19 protein-coding genes are annotated in these 20,284 nt (G+C 57.5%); 8 read left to right on the top strand and 11 right to left on the bottom strand.

Annotation, left to right across the window (positions count from 1 at the left end; translation table 11 throughout):
* Positions 1-67: 67 nt before the first annotated feature.
* Positions 68-742, top strand: a complete 675-nt coding sequence (yiiM, locus tag ACESQ2_RS24885; RefSeq protein ID WP_046877870.1) for a 6-hydroxyaminopurine reductase — start codon at positions 68-70, stop codon at positions 740-742.
* A 91-nt stretch (positions 743-833) separates the two neighbouring features.
* Here yiiM and cpxA read toward each other — a convergent pair whose 3' ends face one another.
* A complete protein-coding gene (cpxA, locus tag ACESQ2_RS24880; protein ID WP_004107505.1) occupies positions 834-2,207 on the bottom strand; it encodes an envelope stress sensor histidine kinase CpxA in 1,374 nt (457 codons plus the stop codon).
* Entirely contained in the window at positions 2,204-2,902 is a 699-nt protein-coding gene (gene cpxR / locus ACESQ2_RS24875; RefSeq protein WP_004127228.1) for an envelope stress response regulator transcription factor CpxR, read from the bottom strand. The genes cpxA and cpxR overlap by 4 nt, the downstream gene beginning before the upstream one ends.
* A gap of 149 nt (positions 2,903-3,051) precedes the next feature.
* Here cpxR and cpxP point away from each other — a divergent pair, with 149 nt between their 5' ends.
* From cpxP to pfkA, 3 genes are all read left to right on the top strand, one after another.
* Positions 3,052-3,555 (top strand): cell-envelope stress modulator CpxP, encoded by a 504-nt coding sequence (gene cpxP, locus ACESQ2_RS24870; protein WP_049069843.1) that lies wholly within the window; start codon positions 3,052-3,054, stop codon positions 3,553-3,555.
* Positions 3,556-3,704: 149 nt separating this feature from the next.
* On the top strand, positions 3,705-4,601 hold the full coding sequence (gene fieF / locus ACESQ2_RS24865) for a CDF family cation-efflux transporter FieF (protein ID WP_014227425.1): 897 nt from the start codon (positions 3,705-3,707) through the stop codon (positions 4,599-4,601).
* 202 nt (positions 4,602-4,803) lie between these two features.
* A complete protein-coding gene (pfkA, locus tag ACESQ2_RS24860; RefSeq protein ID WP_004127238.1) occupies positions 4,804-5,766 on the top strand; it encodes a 6-phosphofructokinase in 963 nt (320 codons plus the stop codon).
* Between the two features lie 59 nt (positions 5,767-5,825).
* Here pfkA and rraA read toward each other — a convergent pair whose 3' ends face one another.
* The 7 genes from rraA to priA form a co-directional block, all read right to left on the bottom strand.
* Positions 5,826-6,311, bottom strand: a complete 486-nt coding sequence (rraA, locus tag ACESQ2_RS24855; RefSeq protein ID WP_004127241.1) for a ribonuclease E activity regulator RraA — start codon at positions 6,309-6,311, stop codon at positions 5,826-5,828.
* 92 nt (positions 6,312-6,403) lie between these two features.
* Complete coding sequence (gene menA, locus ACESQ2_RS24850; protein ID WP_014227426.1) at positions 6,404-7,330, bottom strand: 1,4-dihydroxy-2-naphthoate polyprenyltransferase; 927 nt, start codon at positions 7,328-7,330, stop codon at positions 6,404-6,406.
* A gap of 384 nt (positions 7,331-7,714) precedes the next feature.
* Positions 7,715-9,049, bottom strand: a complete 1,335-nt coding sequence (hslU, locus tag ACESQ2_RS24845) for an HslU--HslV peptidase ATPase subunit (RefSeq protein WP_004127247.1) — start codon at positions 9,047-9,049, stop codon at positions 7,715-7,717.
* Between the two features lie 9 nt (positions 9,050-9,058).
* On the bottom strand, positions 9,059-9,589 hold the full coding sequence (gene hslV / locus ACESQ2_RS24840; RefSeq protein ID WP_004107530.1) for an ATP-dependent protease subunit HslV: 531 nt from the start codon (positions 9,587-9,589) through the stop codon (positions 9,059-9,061).
* A gap of 90 nt (positions 9,590-9,679) precedes the next feature.
* On the bottom strand, positions 9,680-10,651 hold the full coding sequence (gene ftsN / locus ACESQ2_RS24835) for a cell division protein FtsN (RefSeq protein WP_072057170.1): 972 nt from the start codon (positions 10,649-10,651) through the stop codon (positions 9,680-9,682).
* A 91-nt stretch (positions 10,652-10,742) separates the two neighbouring features.
* Positions 10,743-11,771 (bottom strand): DNA-binding transcriptional regulator CytR, encoded by a 1,029-nt coding sequence (gene cytR / locus ACESQ2_RS24830; protein WP_004856005.1) that lies wholly within the window; start codon positions 11,769-11,771, stop codon positions 10,743-10,745.
* Positions 11,772-11,921: 150 nt separating this feature from the next.
* A complete protein-coding gene (gene priA / locus ACESQ2_RS24825; protein ID WP_014227428.1) occupies positions 11,922-14,117 on the bottom strand; it encodes a primosomal protein N' in 2,196 nt (731 codons plus the stop codon).
* 230 nt (positions 14,118-14,347) lie between these two features.
* On the opposite strand from priA, the gene rpmE reads away from it, so the two are divergent.
* The gene (gene rpmE / locus ACESQ2_RS24820; protein ID WP_004107543.1) at positions 14,348-14,563 is read left to right on the top strand and encodes a 50S ribosomal protein L31; all 216 of its coding nucleotides are present in this window, start codon (positions 14,348-14,350) and stop codon (positions 14,561-14,563) included.
* Between the two features lie 97 nt (positions 14,564-14,660).
* Here rpmE and metJ read toward each other — a convergent pair whose 3' ends face one another.
* Positions 14,661-14,978: a met regulon transcriptional regulator MetJ gene (gene metJ, locus ACESQ2_RS24815; protein ID WP_004107547.1), complete on the bottom strand. Its 318-nt coding sequence runs from the start codon at positions 14,976-14,978 to the stop codon at positions 14,661-14,663.
* Between the two features lie 266 nt (positions 14,979-15,244).
* Between metJ and metB the strand changes: the two genes are divergently transcribed.
* Both metB and ACESQ2_RS24805 read left to right on the top strand, forming a co-directional pair.
* The gene (metB, locus tag ACESQ2_RS24810; RefSeq protein WP_014227429.1) at positions 15,245-16,405 is read left to right on the top strand and encodes a cystathionine gamma-synthase; all 1,161 of its coding nucleotides are present in this window, start codon (positions 15,245-15,247) and stop codon (positions 16,403-16,405) included.
* Between the two features lie 2 nt (positions 16,406-16,407).
* Complete coding sequence (locus tag ACESQ2_RS24805) at positions 16,408-18,840, top strand: bifunctional aspartate kinase/homoserine dehydrogenase II (RefSeq protein ID WP_014227430.1); 2,433 nt, start codon at positions 16,408-16,410, stop codon at positions 18,838-18,840.
* A gap of 39 nt (positions 18,841-18,879) precedes the next feature.
* On the opposite strand, the gene ACESQ2_RS24800 is transcribed toward ACESQ2_RS24805, so the two are convergent.
* The gene (locus ACESQ2_RS24800) at positions 18,880-19,251 is read right to left on the bottom strand and encodes a carboxymuconolactone decarboxylase family protein (RefSeq protein WP_004856015.1); all 372 of its coding nucleotides are present in this window, start codon (positions 19,249-19,251) and stop codon (positions 18,880-18,882) included.
* A 90-nt stretch (positions 19,252-19,341) separates the two neighbouring features.
* Here ACESQ2_RS24800 and ACESQ2_RS24795 point away from each other — a divergent pair, with 90 nt between their 5' ends.
* Positions 19,342-20,247 (top strand): LysR family transcriptional regulator, encoded by a 906-nt coding sequence (locus ACESQ2_RS24795; RefSeq protein ID WP_049079003.1) that lies wholly within the window; start codon positions 19,342-19,344, stop codon positions 20,245-20,247.
* Positions 20,248-20,284 lie beyond the last annotated feature (37 nt).

Below are 20,284 nucleotides of genomic sequence, written 5' to 3'. Positions count from 1 at the left end.
GCATTGTGCTGAGCGAGAAGCGAGTCTGATGACTCGCTTTTTTTATATCCGCAGCAAAGGAGCAGCGATGCACTATCCGGTGAATGTCTTTGTGGGCAAGGTAAGGGATTATGACGGCAGCCGTCCAAGCGCCATCGGTAAAATTCAGGTCGATGGTGAACTGACCCTTGGCGATTTGGGGCTGGAGGGCGATGAGCAGGCGGAGAAGAAAATTCACGGCGGGCCGGACCGCGCGCTGTGCCACTATCCCCGTGAACACTACGCCCACTGGGCCCGTGAGCTTCCGCAGCAGGCGGATCTTTTCTGCGCCCCGGCGTTTGGCGAAAATCTCTCGACCGAAGGGCTGACCGAAAAAAACGTCTACATTGGCGATATCTTCCGCTGGGGAGAAGCGCTGATTCAGGTCACCCAGCCGCGATCGCCGTGCTTCAAGCTCAACTATCACTTTGCCGTCAGCGATATGGCGCAGCTTATGCAAAACAGCGGCAAAACCGGCTGGCTGTATCGGGTGGTGGCGGGCGGGCAGGTGTCCAGCGATGCGCCGCTGGCGCTGGTTTCCCGGCTCAGCGACGTGAGCGTTCACGAAGCGGGCGCCATCGCCTGGCAGATGCCGTTTGATGATGAGCAGTACCACCGTCTGCTCTCCGCGGCGGGGCTGTCGGTAAGCTGGAGCCGTACCATGCAGAAACGGCGCCTGAGCGGGACGATCGAAAATAATTCGCGGAGATTGTGGGGAAAATAGCGCTTCCGTGCGCGTTCCCGGATGGCGGCGCGTTGCGCCTTATCCGGGCTACCCGTTTCGAACCCGGCCCGGCGAAGCCAGGTCGGGGGGATCAGGTGCGCTTGTACAGCGGCAGCCAGAGGGTTAAGCGCAGGCCGCCCAGCGGGCTGTCGTCGGCTTTCACCCAACCGCGATGCTGTTGAATCGCCGCCTCGACAATCGCCAGCCCCAGGCCGGTACCGCCAGACTCGCGGTCGCGCGCCTCATCGGTACGGTAGAACGGGCGGAAAATCTGCTCGCGATCCTCCGGACTCACGCCCGGGCCGTCATCATCGACGTTCACCGTGATGCCGTCTTTATCCACTGAGAAGCTTACCGAAATTTTAGTATGCGAGTAGCGCAGCGCGTTACGCACGATATTCTCCAGCGCGCTTTCCAGCGCATTGGGGTTACCGTACAGCGGCCACGGCCCCGGCGGATACTCGACGGTGAACGATTTCCCCATCTGTTCGGCTTCAAAGGCGGCGTTATCCAGCACCTCGCCCCACAGCTGGTTGGCTTTCACCGTTTCGCTGACCAGCGCGGTTTTCGCCTGATTGCGCGACATCACCAGCAGGTCGTTGATCATGCTATCCAGCCGGTGCGCTTCCATCTCAATACGCTCCAGCTCTTTGCTTTCCCCGCTGCGGCGGCGCAGCAATGCGGTGCCTAACTGCAGGCGGGTCAGCGGCGTGCGTAGTTCGTGCGAGATATCGGACAGCAGACGATGCTGGCTGGACATCATGCGCTCCAGCGCGGTCACCATCTGGTTAAAACTGGTCCCGGCGGCTAAAAACTCCTGCGGACCGGCTTCCAGCTCCGGATGCTGACGCAGGTTGCCCTGGGCGACTTCATCGGCGGCATTTTTGAGCTTACGCGCGGGTTTCGCCAGGCTCCACGCCAGCCATAGCAGCAGCGGGGCGCTGACTAACATCGTGACGATCAGCAGCAGTAGCGGCCGGTCGAACAGCAGATTGATGAAGTCTGATTGTGACGTATTGGCAGGACGAATCAGATAGAGCTGGTAGTTATCTTCTCCATCCCTGACGGAAAAAGGCCCGACCATTTCCAGACGACCATAGCGCTTTTTCTGCGGATGGTCGGCGTTATCCGCCTGGCCGATAAAGTTGCGGATAATCTGCATTTCGTTGCGTTCGGCACCGATAACGCGACCTTCGCTGGTGACCAGCAGCAAACGCTGGCCCGGCGGAGCCCACTTATCGATGGCGCGAAACAGACGACGCCACCACATCAGGTCGTTTGGCGGATCGTTCGCCAGTTCGGCCTCGACGTGCTGTTCAATCATGATGCCCTGACGTTGCTCGCTCTCCAGCAGCTCGGTCATCTGGCGCGAGTCCAGCTTAGGCAGCATCAGAACCAGCATCAACACCAGCGCCAGCGTGAGCCAGAAAATAGCGAAGATGCGTGCGGTTAAACTTCCAATCATGAAGCCGATACCATCAGATAGCCGCGTCCGCGCAGGGTTTTAAACCACGGATGGCCGTCTTTGCGCTCCGGCAGCTTGCGCCGCAGGTTGGAGATGTGCATATCGATCGCGCGATCGAATGGCGTCAGGCGTTTACCCAGCACTTCCTGGCTAAGATGCTCACGCGATACCACCTGGCCAAGATGCTGCGCCAGAAGATAGAGCAAGGTGAACTCGGTGCCGGTCAGCTCGAGGGTCAGACCATCGAAGCTGGCTTCCTGGCGGCCGGGGTTAAGGCTTAGCGCATCCACTTCCAGCGTCGGTGAACCGGCTTCGGTTGTCTGCTGCTGCTCGCTCCAGTGCGACCGGCGCAGAATCGCGCGTATACGCGCCACCAGCTCACGATCGTTGAACGGTTTAGGCAAATAATCGTCCGCGCCCAGCTCGAGGCCGAGAACGCGATCCAGCTCGCTCCCGCGGGCCGTTAGCATGATAACCGGGGTCTGGTGTGTCTGACGCAACTCTTTGAGCGTGTCGATACCGTTTTTCTTCGGCATCATCACATCAAGCAAAAGTAAATCGATGCTGTCGTCCAGAAGGGCCAGCGCCTGTTCCCCATCATGGGCGACGAGCACATTAAAACCTTCCATATCGAGCAGCTCTTTTAACAGGGAGGTGAGCTCCCGGTCATCATCTACTAACAGGATTTTATTCATTGTTTAAATACCTCCGAGGCAGAAATTACGTCATCAAGGCTCGCTAATCCATGACTTTACGTTGTTTTACACCCCCTGACGCATGTTTGCAGCCTGCATCGTAAACTCTCTCTCGTTGAATCGCGACACAAACGTTTTGGGAGTATGTGATGCGCAATGTTATCGCTGCCGTCATGGCCTCAACGCTGGCGCTAAGTGCATATAGCCAAGCCGCTGAAGTCGTCACCAGCGTTAACTGGCTTCCCGGAGACGAAGGGGTCCAGCGCAGCAGCCAGAGCCATATGTTTGACGGCATAAGTTTAACTGAACACCAACGGCAACAGTTACGAGATCTTATGCAGCGGGCACGCCACGACAGGCCACCCGTTAATGTTAGCGAAATGGAGACAATGCATCGCCTTGTCACCGCAGAAAATTTTGATGAAAACGCTGTACGCGCTCAGGCAGATAAGATGGCGCAGGAACAGGTTGCCCGCCAGGTTGAAATGGCAAAAGTTCGCAACCAGATGTATCACCTGCTAACGCCAGAGCAGCAAGCGGTTTTAAACGCTAAGCACCAGCAACGAATGAACCAGTTGCGTGAGGTAGCACGGATGCAAAAAGGCTCAGCGATGATGCTTTCGAGTAGTAGCAATACCCTGCAACCCCAGTAACAACCCTGTTTTCCTTGCCATAGACACCATCCCTGTCTTCCCCCACATGATGTGGGGGTTTTTTTTGCCCGTTATTCAGCGCCCTCCTGGCTCCCCGTCCCGGTAAAAGATCGGGTTATACTAAGCGCATCGCGAAGTAAGGAGCGTTTATGAATCAATCTTATGGGCAGCTGGTGAGCCGCGCGGCGATTGCGGCGACGGTGATGGCCTCTGCGTTACTTTTGATCAAGATTTTTGCATGGTGGTATACCGGGTCTGTGAGTATTCTGGCGGCGCTGGTTGATTCACTGGTGGATATCGCCGCCTCGTTGACCAACCTGCTGGTGGTGCGTTATTCGCTGCAGCCTGCCGATGAAGAACATACCTTTGGCCATGGTAAAGCGGAATCGCTGGCCGCGCTGGCGCAAAGTATGTTTGTCTCCGGCTCGGCGCTGTTTCTGTTCTTGACCGGTATTGATCATCTCGTTCGTCCTGAGCCGATGAATGCGGCGGGCGTAGGGATGGTGGTGACGCTGATTGCGCTGGTCAGCACGCTGCTGCTGGTCACGTTCCAGCGCTGGGTAGTAAGAAAAACACAAAGTCAGGCGGTACGGGCGGATATGCTTCATTATCAGTCTGATGTTATGATGAACGGCGCAATTCTGGTGGCGCTAGCCCTCTCCTGGTACGGCTGGCACCGTGCTGATGCGCTGTTTGCATTAGGTATAGGCGTCTATATTTTATATAGCGCGCTGCGCATGGCTTATGACGCCGTTCAGTCGTTGTTAGACCGCGCGCTTCCTGATGAGGAACGCCAGGAAATTATCAATATCGTGACCGCGTGGCCAGGCGTCAGCGGGGCGCACGATCTACGAACGCGGCAGTCAGGGCCGACTCGCTTTATTCAGATTCATTTGGAAATGGAAGATAACCTCCCGCTGGTTCAGGCACACGTGATTGCCGACCAGGTGGAGCAGGCGCTGTTGCTCCGTTTTCCCGGGTCCGATGTCATTATCCACCAGGACCCCTGCTCTGTGGTGCCGTTAGGGCGGCAGGGTGTTTTATGATCTTTAGGTTATAGTCTGTAAACTCGATGTAAAAGTGTGGGGCGGATCGGCATTTTTTGTATAAATTACCGCCATTTGGTCTGACCTGAATCAATTCAGCCAGAAGCGTTTGATATACTATTGCAATTATCGTTGTGCACTCCTCGTGAGGGGCGCTTCAGGCAACAGGATTATTTTTTGCTTCCTAAGTTCAGAGGTAGTCATGATTAAGAAAATCGGTGTGTTGACAAGTGGCGGTGATGCCCCGGGCATGAACGCAGCAATTCGTGGCGTTGTGCGTGCGGCATTAACGGAAGGTCTGGAAGTTTTTGGAATCTATGACGGTTACCTCGGCCTGTATGAAGATCGTATGGTTCAGCTCGACCGCTACAGCGTTTCCGACATGATCAACCGCGGCGGCACCTTCCTGGGGTCGGCGCGTTTTCCAGAATTCCGCGAAGAACATATTCGCGCCGTCGCGATTGAAAATATGAGAAAGCGCGGCCTGGATGCGCTGGTGGTTATCGGTGGTGACGGTTCCTACATGGGCGCCGTGCGTCTGACTGAGATGGGCTTCCCCTGCATCGGTCTGCCGGGCACCATCGACAACGATATTAAAGGCACCGACTATACCATCGGCTTCTTTACCGCATTGAGCACCGTGGTAGAGGCTATTGACCGCCTGCGTGACACCTCTTCCTCCCACCAGCGTATTTCCGTTGTTGAAGTGATGGGCCGCTACTGCGGCGATCTGACCCTGGCGGCAGCTATCTCCGGCGGCTGTGAGTTCATCATGGTGCCTGAGGTTGAATACACGCGCGACGACCTGGTTTCAGAAATTAAGGCGGGTATCGCGAAAGGCAAAAAACACGCGATTGTGGCGATCACCGAGCATATGTGCGATGTCGACGAGCTGGCTCACTACATCGAGAAAGAGACCGGCCGTGAAACTCGTGCCACCGTACTGGGCCACATTCAGCGCGGCGGCTCTCCGGTTCCTTATGACCGTATTCTGGCATCCCGAATGGGCGCGTACGCGATTGACCTGCTGCTGCAGGGCTTCGGCGGCCGCTGCGTCGGTATTCAGAACGAGAAGCTGGTTCACCACGACATTATCGACGCTATCGAAAACATGAAGCGTCCGTTCAAAAGCGACTGGCTGGATTGCGCTAAGAAACTGTACTAAGCCTCCGGCGGAAATAAAAAGGCCTTCTCAGAGAGAAGGCCTTTTTTATGGGCGGGACGCTACTCGATATCCAGGGCATCCTCGGAGAGGATAATCCCGGTATTATCGGCGTAGAGATGGTCGCCGGAAAAGAAGGTGACGCCGCCGAAGTTGACGCGCACGTCGCTTTCGCCGATACCTTCACCTGCGGCCCCGACGGGGATGGCCGCCAGCGCCTGGATGCCGATATCCAGCTCTTCCAGATCGTCAACCTGACGCACCGCGCCATAGACGACCAGCCCTTCCCACTCGTTTTGTACGGCCAGACGCGCCAGGTCAGCGTCAATCAATGCGCGTCGAACGGAACCACCGCCGTCAACCAACAGGACATGGCCACGGCCGTTCTGTTCGAGCATATCGTAGAGCAACCCGTTATCCTCGAAACATTTTACCGTGATGATTTGTCCACCAAACGACGAGCGCCCCCCAAAGTTGGAGAACAGAGGTTCCACGACGTTGACATCCTCCTGGTAGATGTCACAAAGCTCGGAAGTATCGTATTTCATAGGCTTAACGTTCAGTTGCTGCGAGAATTTTCAGTATATCGCGTGAATCGTACTGTTGGCAAAATCATCAATTGTTAATTGATATTTGTCAGTTAACCCACAAGCCGGCTGCAAATAATTCCGATAACAAACAGCAGGTTGGTCAGCAGCGCCCCTTTAACCGTTCTTTCGAGCATCGGACGCATGGCGACAGGGTCGCGTTCGCGCATCACATAACGCGCCTGTTTGACCAGCAGCGGCGTTGCCAGCAGGAACAGCCAACCCCACGGATTATGCAGCGAGAGAAGGTTAAACAGCGCCAGGCACAGCGGCGCGCCAAACAGCAGGCAGGCGTGGTAGCGGCGAGCGTTAACCGGCCCCAGGCGCACGGCGAGGGTGTTTTTACCGTTTTCACGATCGCTGTCGATATCACGCAGGTTGTTAATATTCAGCACCGCCGTTGCCAGCAGGCCGCAGGCGGTGGCGGGTAAGAAAATAACCGCTTCAACGCTGTGCGCCTGGAGGTACCAGCTCCCGACCACGCTAAGCCAGCCGAAGAACACCAGCACGGAGATATCGCCAAGGCCGATGTAGCCGTAAGGACGAGTGCCGACGGTGTAGGTAATGGCGGCCACGATCGATAGCCCGCCAAGCACCATAAAACCGATAAAATCGGCCATGGTCTGCCAGGCCAGGAACAGCAGCGCCAGGCCAGAGAGACAAATCAGCGCCACGGTGAGAATCAACGCGCGTTTCATCTGCGCCTGGGTGATTGCCCCTTTCTGCATCCCGCGCAGGGGGCCGATACGGTCAGGTTTATCGCTGCCTTTTACCGCGTCGCCATAATCGTTGGCCAGATTGGAGAGGATTTGTAATAAACCGGCGGTGATGATGGCCAGCAGGGCAACCCAGGGATCGAAGCTGCCCTGATGCCAGGCAAGCGCGGAGCCGACAATAATGGCGGCAAAGGCCAGAGGTAACGTTTTGGGGCGCAGGCTTTCCAGCCAGGCCTGGGTGCGAGTGATAGCGTGTTCGGTCATAAGTCCCGGCCAATAAAAAATGGGGCTCTACCCTTCATACTTCAAGCTGCAGATGCGTTGGCGACGCGCATTCACCCCAGGCACTGCCGGGATAAATGAGGGCCCTCAGCCAACGGCTGCCTTCCCACAACTCGAATTATTTAGGGTATCTATACCCGTCATACTTCAAGTTGCTTATGTGTTGGCTACGCTCATTCCCCCCAGTCACATAGTTATCTATGCTCCTGGGGACTAATGAGAGGCTCCTGCCTCTCACCGGAGGCCAGCCTTCGGCTGGTCAAATTCGTTCCCGACGAATTTGTCACTCCCTTGCCGCCTTTAAGCAACTCGAATTATTTTGGGTATATAGCCTCATCTATAGTAATGAAAATATATTGAACCGGATTATAAGATAAAACGGCTCAGATCTTCATCTGCCACCAGAACATCCAGATGCTTACCGACATATTCCGCATCGATGGTGACGGTTTGGCCATTCATTTCGCTGGCATCGTAGGAGATGTCTTCGATCAGACGCTCCAGTACGGTATGCAGACGACGCGCACCGATGTTCTCGGTGGTCTCGTTGACCTGCCACGCGGCCTGAGCGATACGCTTGATGCCATCTTCCGTGAACTCGATATTGACGCCTTCGGTGGCCATCAGCGCTTTATACTGCACGGTGATGGACGCGTTCGGCTCGGTCAGGATGCGCTCGAAGTCGTGGGTGGTCAGCGCTTTCAGCTCAACGCGAATCGGCAGACGACCCTGCAGCTCCGGGATTAAGTCAGACGGGCTGGCTACCTGGAACGCGCCGGAAGCGATAAACAGAATATGATCGGTTTTCACCATGCCGTGCTTGGTGGAGACGGTGCAGCCTTCAACCAGCGGCAGCAGATCGCGCTGTACGCCTTCGCGGGATACGTCCGGGCCGGAGGAGTTGCCGCCGCGCTTACAGATTTTGTCGATTTCGTCGATAAACACGATACCGTGCTGCTCAACGGCGTCGATGGCGTCCTGCTTCAGCTCTTCCGGGTTGACCAGCTTCGCCGCTTCTTCTTCAATCAGCAGCTTCATCGCGTCTTTAATTTTCAGCTTACGCGGTTTTTGCTTCTGGCCGCCCAGGTTCTGGAACATGGACTGCAGCTGGCTGGTCATCTCTTCCATGCCCGGAGGGGACATGATTTCAACGCCCATCGGCGCGGCGGCGAGATCGATCTCAATCTCTTTATCATCGAGCTGCCCTTCGCGCAGTTTTTTACGGAAAGACTGACGCGCGGCGGACGGTTCCTGAGGCTGTTCAGCCTGGCCCCAGTTGTTTTTCGCCGGCGGGATCAGCACGTCAAGGATGCGCTCTTCCGCCAGTTCTTCCGCACGATAGCGGTTTTTGTCGATGGACTGCATGCGCACCATTTTGATCGCCGCATCGGTCAGATCGCGGATGATGGAGTCCACTTCTTTACCAACATAGCCCACTTCGGTGAATTTCGTCGCTTCAACTTTGATGAACGGCGCGTTGGCAAGCTTTGCCAGACGACGGGCGATTTCCGTTTTACCGACGCCGGTCGGGCCGATCATCAGAATGTTTTTGGGCGTGACTTCGTGACGCAGCTCTTCGTTGAGCTGCATACGACGCCAGCGGTTACGCAGAGCGATGGCGACGGAGCGCTTGGCTGCGTCCTGGCCGATAATGTGTTTGTCCAGTTCGCTGACAATTTCGCGTGGGGTCATTTCAGACATGGGAGATCCTTACGCTTTAGACGGTAATTCTTCGATGGTATGGAAGTGGTTGGTATAAATGCAGATATCACCTGCAATATTCAACGCTTTCTCTGCGATATCGCGTGCGCCCATATCGGTATTTTCCAGCAGGGCGCGAGCCGCGGCCTGGGCGTAAGGACCGCCGGAGCCGATAGCAATCAAATCGTTTTCTGGCTGCACCACGTCACCGTTACCGGTGATGATAAGCGATGCGTTTTCGTCAGCCACGGCCAGCAGCGCTTCCAGCTTGCGCAGCATGCGGTCGGTACGCCAGTCTTTCGCCAGCTCAACGGCGGCCTTTACCAGGTGGCCCTGATGCATTTCCAGCTTACGTTCAAACAGTTCGAACAGCGTGAAGGCGTCAGCGGTGCCGCCCGCAAAGCCGGCGATCACTTTGTCGTTGTACAGGCGGCGCACTTTTTTGACGTTGCCTTTCATTACGGTGTTGCCCAGCGTGGCCTGGCCATCACCGGCAATAACGACATGGCCGTTACGGCGAACACTTACAATTGTAGTCACGAGCAGACCCCTTGGTTGCAAAAGCGGAATAGGGGCCCCGCGGTTACGCGGGGCAGAATGCAATTATAGATGGGGGGGATTTTGAGGGTTTCAACCCCTGGCGGCGAGACGAATGCAGTTTGCGTGTCCGGCCATTTTCAGCCGTTCAATCATATTGCTGGCGTTTTCTTTGCCTTTCAGCGGCCCAATCACCACGCGGTTCCAGCCGTTATTGGTGGTGATATGCGAGGCGAAGCCTTCAAACGCCAGCTGCGCGCGCACGGTTTCCGCCTGCTCAGCGCCTTTGAAGGAGCCGCACTGGATCATCCAGCTGCGATCGTCTTTTTTCTCCGCGGCGGCGGTTTTTGGCGCCTCTTCAACGCGGGTTACCGGCGCGGCGGCCTGGGTTTTAGGCTGCGCGGTACTGGTATGCGCCGGCGTTTGCAGCAGATCCTGATACGGCTGCTGGTTCGACGCCGTTTGCTTCGGCGGCTGCTGCACCGGTTTCGGCTGCTCGACGGCCCGCGGCTGGGTTCGCGGTTGCTGTACCTGCGTCTGTGTCTGCTGCTGCACCTGCGCGAGCTGCTGCTGCTGCTGAACTAAACGCTGACGCTGCAGGGTCTGCTGGCGCTGCGCCGGGGTTTGTTCATTCCACGGCACTTCGGTCAGCTGCGTAGGCTGCTGACGCATATCGGCCTGCATTTGCGCCAACAGCTGGCGCTGCTCGTCCGTCAGCTGCTCCGGCTTCATGACTTCGCCGCCTGCCGTGGGTTCCGTAGGCGCACGTACGCCGGGCTGACGGCTCTCCAGCTCTTTAATATAGCGCCAGCGCTCTTCCGGCTTCGGCGGGAGGCCGTTGCCAGCGGCCTGGCGGTTTTGCAGCGCTTCAGCCTCTTCTTTCTTGTGGTGCGTGATGAAGTACAGTCCACCGATAAAGGCCACCAGCACTGCCGCAGCGATCGCCACCATAGTCGGTGAAACCGCCGAAAGGCCGCCTTGCTTGTTCCTTGAGCTTCGGGTATTGCTCTTTTTGCGCCGCGAAGAAGCCGGTTGGCTGCGGCGTACATAATCTCGTTGTGCCACTATCGTTTCGCTGTCTTATTCGTTTTTCAGCCCGCCATGTTACTTAAGCGGCGGGCCTTTGACCAGAAGGGCAGGCCCGAAAGCCTGAAGGTTATGTTCGGATTTTTCGCGTACTGCCGCGAACGATAAGCTCGCAGTCGAGTAATCGTGAACCGCTGCTGACGCTGTGACCGTGCAGTTGATCCAATAAAAGCAGCATCGCTTCGCGGCCAATATCAAAACGTGGTTGCGCGACGGTCGTCAATGGCGGATCGCAAAATTCAGACAAAGAGATGTTATCGAAACCAATAATAGACAGATCTTCAGGAACTTTCAGGCCGCGACGTTTCGCCAGCGATAATGCCCCCAGCGCCATAATATCGCTATGGCAGAAAACAGCCGTCGGCGGTACCGGCAGCGCCAGCAGCTGTTCCAGGGCGTTGGCGCCGGCTTCATAGGTAAAATTGCCGCGGGCGATATAGTGAGGATCGACGGTTATCCCGCTACGACGCAGCGCCTGGACATAGCCCTGCAGGCGATAATGGCACAGCGGCATCTCTTCCGGGCCGGCGATACAGCCGATGCGGCGATGCCCCAGCTCGTGCAGATAGTTAACGGCGTTAAAGGCGGCGGTGAGGTTATCGATATGCACCGTCGGCAGCTCAAGCTCGGGAGCGAATTCATTGGCCATCACCATCGGCGGCAGATTGCGCTGCTCCTCTACGCCCGCATCGAAGGGCAAACGGGAGCCAAGCAGCAGCATACCGTCTATCTGCTTGGTAATGATCAGGTCGATAAAGGTCTTTTCCTGACGGTTCTGGTGGGCGCAATCGCCAATCAGCACCAGATACTCCTGTTCCGCCGCGGTGACTTCAATACCGCGAATGATCTCGCTGAAAAAGGGGTCGCAGATATCCGGCACAATCACCAGAATGGTGCGTGACTCGTTGCGCTTCATATTGCGCCCGAGCGATTGCGGTAAATAGCCGACTTCCAGCGCGGCCTGCTCGACCCGGTTACGGGTGCTCTGCGAAACCTTATCGGGATTCATTAACGCTCGGGATACGGTTGCCGTGGAAACGTTTGCCTTTTGGGCAACGTCTTTCATAGTGGCGGCAACGACCTGTTTTTTGGGCTTCACCTGATTTCTCCTCGCTGACTGGCGCAGACACATCCCTGGCGTTCTGACATCAGCAACATTTTTAACAGATAGTACATCCAGAGAGTTACAGAATTTTCATGAAAAACGTGACGATGGTTGAATTTTTCGATCCGCCTCGCAAGAGAAGCCTTAACCTTCAATAGGATCGACGTCCAGAACCCATTTCACTTTTCGCGCTTCCGGCAGCGTGTTAATCAACGCCAGCGTTCCGCTGACGATATGCTGTAGCTGAACGCGCGACGGATGCTGGAGGAGAATTTGCCAGCGCCAGCGGCCGCCACGCTTTGGCGCCAGCGCCGGAACCGGCCCGAGCACCCACAGTTTCTTATCGGCCAGCGGGCTGGCCTGCAGCAGGTTGCGCAGCTGTTGTAAAAAAAGCGGCGCCTGCTGGTTGTTATGATCCTCGGCGCGAATCAGCACGTGGCTGGTCCACGGCGGCAGCTGCATGCTTTGCCGTTCCGCCAGCGCCTGCTCGGCAAACGCGTCGTATCCTTTATAAAGCAGCGTTTGCAACAGCGGGTGTTCCGGGTGGTGGGTCTGCAGGATCACCTCGCCCTGTTTGCCCGCCCGGCCTGCGCGGCCTGAAACCTGCGTGTAGAGCTGAGCGAAGCGCTCCGCCGAGCGGAAATCGGCGGAAAACAGCGCGCCGTCAACGTCCAGCAGGGAAACCAGGGTGACATCCGGGAAGTGGTGCCCCTTCGCCAGCATTTGGGTGCCGATAAGAATGCGCGCGCCGCCGCGATTGACGTCGGCAAGATATTGCTCAAGCGCGCCTTTGCGGCTGGTGGTATCCCGGTCGATACGGGAGATCGGGATAGCGGGAAACAGCGGTCCCAGCGCCTGCTCAAGCTGTTCGGTCCCCAAACCTACCGGTACCAGATGCGTTGAGCCGCAGGAGGGGCACTGGCGCGGAATCGGGCGCTGGCTGTCGCAGTGGTGGCAGCGCAGATGATGCTGAGCCTGGTGCAGCGTGTAGTAGCTGTCGCAGCGCGGACACTCCGCTATCCAGCCGCAGTCGTGGCACAGCAGCGCCGGCGCGAAGCCGCGGCGGTTCAAAAACAGAATCACCTGGTTATCGGCCTGCAGATGCTGGCGCATGCGGCCAATGAGCGCCGGAGATAGTCCGGCCTGCAGCTGCTGGCCCTTTAAATCCAGAACGTGCTGCTGAGCCGGGCGCGCATTGCCCGCTCGTTTGGTGAGCTTCAGCTGGCGATACTTGCCCTGGCGGACGTTATGAAGCGTCTCCAGCGCCGGGGTCGCCGAGCCGAGGATAATTGGAATTTGTTCGCTGTGGGCGCGCCAGACCGCCAGATCGCGGGCGTGATAGCGCCAGCCTTCCTGCTGTTTATAAGAGCTGTCGTGCTCTTCATCGATGACGATGACCCCGAGGTCTTTAAAAGGGGTAAATAGCGACGAGCGGGTACCGATCACAATCGCCGCTTCGCCGTTTTTGGCTTTTAGCCACGCGGAGAGGCGTTCGCTGTCGTTCAGTCCGGAGTGCAGCACTTCCACCGGGGCGCTAAAGCGGTGGCGGAAACGGGCGATAGTCTGCGGCGTCAGGCCGATCTCCGGCACCATCACCAGCGCCTGGCGCCCCTGCGCCAGTACGTTTTCAAGGACGCTCAGATACACTTCCGTTTTGCCCGAACCGGTGATCCCGGCCAGCAGCCAGGCGGAAAAGCTGTCCGAGGCGCTGTGAATCGCGCCCACGGCGGTGGCCTGTTCGGTATTGAGCCGCAGGCGCTCGCCGGGTACCGAGAAGCCCGTGCGCCAGTCGGCGATCGCGGGCGCTTCGCTGGCGAGTTCGGCCAGGCCTTTACCCCGCAGCGCCTGCAGGGCGGCGTCGTTAAATTCGAGTTCGGCAACCTGATGGCGCCAGATCTTGCCCTGACGCAGCGCAGCCAGCGCCTGCTGCTGTTTCGGTGAGCGCTTAAGGCTGTTGATATCAACCGCTTGCCCCTGTTCGGTGGCAAACCAGTACCACATTGGCGCCGCGCTGGCGGGCTTCCCCTGGCGCAGCACGATCGGTAGCGCGTGAAACAGCACATCGCCGATGGGATGATGGTAGTAATCCGCCGCCCACAGCAGCAGCCGCCAGACCGAAGCGGAGAAGACCGGCTCGGCGTCGAGGGCTTCGGCCACCGGCTTAAGTTCGTCGAGCGGCAGTTCGCTGCGCTCACTGACCGCCGTTACGATACCTATCCGCTCCTGCTTGCCGAACGGGACGCGTACGCGACAGCCCGCTTTGACCGGCATACCGTCAGGCAGCAAATAGTCAAAAGTGCGGGGCAGCGGAACGGGCAGGGCAACGTGAGCGACGGGCATTTAATCTTCCTGACTTGAAATCTGGCGGGTTAGTATACACATTGTGATAAGGGCTCGCGGATCAGTTTGCATATGCTGGTCAAATTCTGTATGATTCGCCGCCTTTGATGCGCTTTGTGCGACATCAAAATCTATTACCCGGTAGTGTAATCGCTCCGGGAATTATTAACATCGCGTGGTGTCTGGCGTTAGGGCTGGAAGAGCGACGCGGCCTTAACTGAGGTTCTCCCATGAAAAAAGATATTCATCCGAAATACGAAGAAGTTACTGCTTCCTGCTCTTGCGGTAACGTCATGAAAATCCGTTCTACCGTAGGTCACGACCTGAACCTCGACGTGTGCGGTAAATGCCACCCGTTCTACACTGGCAAACAGCGTGATGTTGCTACCGGTGGCCGTGTTGACCGCTTCAACAAGCGCTTCAGCGTACCGGGTACCAGCAAGTAATTTGCTGAAGAAGCCGCCTCAGGGCGGCTTTTTTGTTTCTCTTGCGCTAAACGCGAGAAAAAAGGGCAGAAGATTTCTTCTGCCCTTTTTTATGGTTTTAGTATTCCCACGTATCCGGGTCGATGCCCAGTTCGCGCATAATCTCTTTCGCCGCTTCCGGGATTTCATCGCTGCGCTCTTTACGCAGGTCTTCATCGTTAGGCAACGGTTGACCGGTAAAGGCATGCAGGAACGCTTCGCACAGCAGTTCGCTGTTAGTCGCGTGCCGCAGGTTATTCACCTGACGACGCGTGCGTTCATCGGTGAGGATTTTTAACACCTTCAGAGGAATGGAAACCGTAATTTTTTTTACTTGCTCACTCTTCTTACCGTGCTCAGCGTATGGGCTGATATATTCGCCGCTCCATTCAGCCATGAGTTACCTTTAATCCTCTATTCATTAGTTAAGGGCCTGAACGCGAGTCCTGGCCATAATTGCGCGTAGTTTACCGTAGAGGGGCGCGTCTGGCACCAAACAAGCCGCTACGGATGTGCGCTAATGCATATAATTTTAACGGCTATTTCCAGTTTGCTCAATCTATACGCAAAGAAGTTTAGATGTCCAGATGTATTGACGTCTATTATAACAATGATTACTCTGGAGCCTGACTTTTCACCGACTCAGCCCAGGAACTCCCCAACATGACGCGTAAACAGGCCACCATCGCAGTGCGTAGCGGTTTAAATGACGACGAGCAGTACGGTTGCGTTGTCCCGCCCATTCATCTCTCCAGCACCTATAATTTCACCGGATTTAACGAACCTCGCGCCCACGACTACTCTCGTCGCGGTAACCCGACCCGTGATGTGGTGCAGCGTGCGCTGGCGGAGCTGGAGGGCGGCGCGGGGGCGGTTCTGACCAATACCGGCATGTCGGCCATTTTGCTGGTCACCACCGTATTTCTGAAACCGGGCGATCTGCTGGTGGCGCCGCACGACTGCTACGGCGGCAGCTACCGCCTGTTTGACAGCCTGGCGAAGCGCGGCTGCTATCGCGTGCTGTTTGTCGATCAAAACGACGAGCAGGCGCTGAGCGCCGCGCTGGCGGAAAAACCGAAGCTGGTTCTGGTCGAAAGCCCAAGTAATCCATTGCTGAGAGTTGTGGATATTGCGAAAATCTGCGGTCTGGCGCGTGAGGCCGGAGCGGTCAGCGTGGTTGATAACACCTTCCTGAGCCCGGCTTTGCAGAATCCGCTGGCGCTGGGCGCCGATCTGGTGTTGCATTCGTGCACTAAATATTTGAACGGCCACTCTGACGTCGTGGCCGGGGTGGTGATCGCTAAAGATCCGGCGACCGTCACCGAACTGGCATGGTGGGCGAATAATATCGGCGTTACCGGTGGAGCGTTTGATAGCTATCTGCTGCTGCGCGGCTTACGTACGCTCTCTCCGCGTATGGAAGTGGCGCAGCGTAACGCGCTGGCGATTGTCGACTATCTGAAATCCCAGCCGCTGGTGAAAAAACTGTACCATCCGTCCCTGCCGGAAAACCAGGGGCATGAGATTGCGGCGCGTCAGCAAAAAGGTTTTGGGGCGATGTTAAGCTTCGAACTGGATGGCGATGAGCAGACGCTGCGTCGTTTCCTGAGCGGGTTATCGCTGTTTACGCTGGCGGAATCGCTGGGCGGCGTGGAAAGTCTGATTTCCCACGCAGCGACGATGACCCATGCGGGCATGGCGCCTGAAGCGCGTGCGGCCGCCGGGATCTCAGAAACGCTTCTGCGTATTTCGACCGGTATTGAAGATGGTGAAGATTTAATTGCCGACCTGGAAAATGGCTTCCGGGCAGCAAACGAGGAATAAACATGAGTGTGATTGCGCAGGCAGGGGCGAAGGGTCGTCAGCTGCACAAATTTGGTGGGAGTAGTTTAGCGGATGCGAAATGTTACCTGCGCGTCGCGGGTATTATGACGGAGTATTCGCAGGCGGGCGACATGATGGTCGTCTCTGCCGCCGGCAGTACCACCAACCAGTTGATCAGCTGGCTGAAGCTCAGCCAGACCGATCGCCTTTCTGCGCATCAGGTGCAACAATCGCTCCGTCGTTATCAGATGGAGCTCATCTCCGGACTGCTGTCACCAGACGCTGCCGACACGCTGATTGCCATCTTTATTCAGGATCTTGAGCGCCTTGCCGGGTTGCTTGACGGCGGCGTCACCGACGCGGTATACGCCGAAGTCGTCGGTCACGGCGAAGTCTGGTCGGCCCGCCTGATGGCGGCGGTGCTGAACCATCTTGGCGTAGAAGCCGCCTGGCTGGATGCGCGTAGCTTCCTGCGCGCCGAGCGCTCCGCGCAGCCGCAGGTGGATGAAGGTTTATCCTATCCGCTTTTGCAGCAGCTGATAGCGCAGCACCCGAACAAGCGTCTGGTGGTGACCGGCTTTATTTCGCGTAACAACGCCGGGGAAACCGTCCTGCTGGGGCGTAACGGTTCCGACTATTCCGCCACCCAAATCGGCGCCCTGGCCGGGGCGTCTCGCGTCACTATCTGGAGCGACGTGGCCGGGGTCTACAGCGCGGATCCGCGTAAAGTGAAAGACGCCTGTCTGCTGCCGCTGCTGCGCCTGGATGAAGCCAGCGAACTGGCCCGCCTGGCGGCGCCGGTGCTGCATGCCCGTACGCTGCAGCCGGTCTCCGGCAGCGATATCGATTTACAATTACGCTGTAGCTACACCCCGGATCAGGGCTCAACGCGCATCGAACGCGTGCTGGCTTCCGGTACCGGGGCGCGTATCGTGACCAGCCATGATGATGTCTGCCTGATTGAGTTCCAGGTACCCGGCGGCCAGGATTTCAAACTGGCGCATAAAGAGCTGGACGCTATCTTAAAACGCGCCCAGCTGCGTCCGCTGGCGGTTGGCGTACACGCCGACCGTAAGCTGCTGCAGTTCTGCTACACCTCTGAAGTGGCCGACAGCGCGCTGAAGCTGCTGGACGAAGCGGGGCTGCCGGGCGAGCTGCGCCTGCGTCAGAAACTGGCGCTGGTGGCGATGGTTGGCGCTGGCGTGACCCGCAATCCGCTGCACTGCCACCGTTTCTGGCAGCAGCTGAAGGGTCAGCCGGTAGAGTTTACCTGGCAATCAGAAGAGGGCATCAGCCTGGTCGCGGTGCTGCGCGCCGGGCCGACGGAAAGTCTTATTCAGGGGCTGCATCAGTCGTTGTTCCGCGCGGAAAAACGCATTGGCCTGGTGCTGTTTGGCAAAGGTAATATCGGGTCCCGCTGGCTGGAGCTGTTCGCTCGCGAGCAGACCACGCTTTCCGCCCGCACCGGGTTTGAATTCATCCTTGCCGGGGTCGTGGATAGTCGCCGTAGCCTGCTTAATTACGAAGGCCTTGACGCCAGTCGCGCGCTGGCTTTCTTTAATGATGAGGCCGTTGAGCAGGATGAAGAGTCGCTGTTCCTGTGGATGCGCGCGCATCCGTACGATGATTTAGTGGTGCTGGACGTAACCGCCAGCGCGCAGCTGGCCGACCAGTACCTCGATTTCGCCAGCCATGGTTTCCATGTTATCAGCGCGAATAAGCTGGCTGGCGCCAGCAGCAGCAGTAAGTATCGCCAGATCCACGACGCGTTCGAGAAGACCGGGCGCCACTGGCTGTACAACGCCACCGTCGGCGCCGGTTTACCGGTCAACCATACGGTGCGCGATTTGATTGATAGCGGCGATACCATTCTGGCGCTGAGCGGTATTTTCTCCGGCACCCTCTCATGGCTGTTCCTGCAGTTTGACGGCACCGTGCCGTTTACAGACCTCGTCGATCAGGCCTGGCAGCAGGGGCTGACGGAACCGGACCCGCGCGTCGATCTCTCCGGGAAAGACGTCATGCGCAAGCTGGTGATCCTGGCCCGTGAGGCGGGTTACAACATCGAGCCGGATCAGGTGCGCGTTGAGTCGCTGGTGCCCGCCCACTGCGAAGAGGGGTCTGTCGATCACTTCTTTGAGAACGGCGAAGCGCTGAACGAGCAGATGCTGCAGCGTCTGGAAGCGGCGCGCGAGATGGGCCTGGTGCTGCGCTACGTCGCGCGCTTTGATGCTAACGGTAAAGCCCGCGTTGGCGTTGAAGCGGTGCGCGAAGAGCATCCGCTGGCGGCGCTGCTGCCGTGTGATAACGTCTTTGCTATCGAGAGCCGCTGGTATCGCGATAACCCGCTGGTGATCCGCGGTCCGGGCGCCGGTCGCGATGTGACCGCCGGGGCGATTCAGTCGGATATCAACCGTCTGGCGCAGCTGCTGTAGCCATAAGTCAAAGACCAGGCAACGCCTGGTCTTTTCACCTTAGTGCGCCGCGAAGACTTCTTTGGCGGCAAACAGGCCATTCAGGGCCGCCGGGAATCCGGCATAGACCGCCATCTGCATGATCACTTCCGTAATCTCTTCCTGCGTCAGCCCGACATTTAACCCGGCGGCAATATGCACTTTTAGCTGCGGCGCGGCATTGCCGAGCGCCGTGAGCGCGGCGATAGTGGCAATTTCACGGCTGCGTAAATCGAGTCCTGGCCTGGCGTAAATATCGCCGAAGGGGAACTCAATCAGATAGCGGGCAAAATCGGGGGCGATATCCTTCAGGCTGTTGACGACGGCGTCGCCACCTTTGCCGTCCACGCGCTGTAGCATTTCTCGTCCGATGGTATAACGTTCGCTGGTCATGGCTTTTCCTCAGTGTGATGATGCGTAATGAGGAAGGTTAGGGAAGTTTTCCTGACTTGAGTAATACCCTTTTCGTGATACCTTTTCAGTATGACAAATTCACGTTTACACACTCTGGATATTCGCCTGCTGCGCTACTTTGCGGTGGTGGCGGAGGAAAATAACATCAGCCGGGCCGCGCAGCGGCTATTTATTTCGCAGCCGCCGCTGAGCCGTCATATTCGCCATCTGGAAACGCAGCTGGGGGTAACGCTATTCTTGCGGCATACCAAAGGTCTGATCCTTACCGACGAGGGAAGACGGGTGCTGGATATCATTCGGCCTCTGCTGGCGCTTCAGGATCGCACCCTGGCGGCGTTGAGCCAGCTCTCTGCGCCCGCGCAGCAGCCTCTGCGTCTGGGGTTGACCACCGCCTTTGAGCAAGGCGTTTTCGCCGCCGCGGAATCCGCTCTGGGTGAGTACACCGGCGCATTGCACATCACTCGTCAGTCATCACCGGCGTTGGCCCAACTGGTGCGAAAGGGCAAGCTCGATGCGGCGCTGGTGGCGCTGCCGCTGAATACCGAGGGGCTTCACCTGCATCCGTTGCCGTATGGCGAGCCGCTTATCGCGGCGCTACCCGCATCCTGGCCGGAGGCCGCCAGGGCGGAGCTGACGTTAAGCGCACTCAATCATCGGCCGCTGTTCTGGTTTAAACGCGAGCGTAATCCCGATTTTTTTGACTATACGCGACGTATTTTTGACCGGGCAGGCTATGTGCCCACCTACGTGGAGGAGCCTGCCGAGCATGATGTTCTGCTGGCGCGGATTGCGCGCGGAGAAGGCCTGATCCTCCTGCCGGCCTCTTTTTCCGCGATTCAGCGGCAGGGGGTCGTCTTTTGTCCTTTGCAGGATGCCAGCCAGCAGCTTCCGCTTAGGCTGGGAATGGTGACGCTGCCCGCAAATGAGAGGGTCCGGGAAAGGGTAACAGCAGTCGTTGAAAAATCATTGCCTTAGCGAAAAAGAGATGAATTGATTTCATCCTGGCTGAATA

Origin of the sequence: Klebsiella sp. Q11 (genome assembly GCF_964241505.1) — a bacterium.
GTDB lineage: Bacteria > Pseudomonadota > Gammaproteobacteria > Enterobacterales > Enterobacteriaceae > Klebsiella > Klebsiella michiganensis.
The sequence above is the reverse complement of the archived record's forward strand: the minus strand, read 5'-3'. Positions and strand labels throughout refer to the sequence as shown.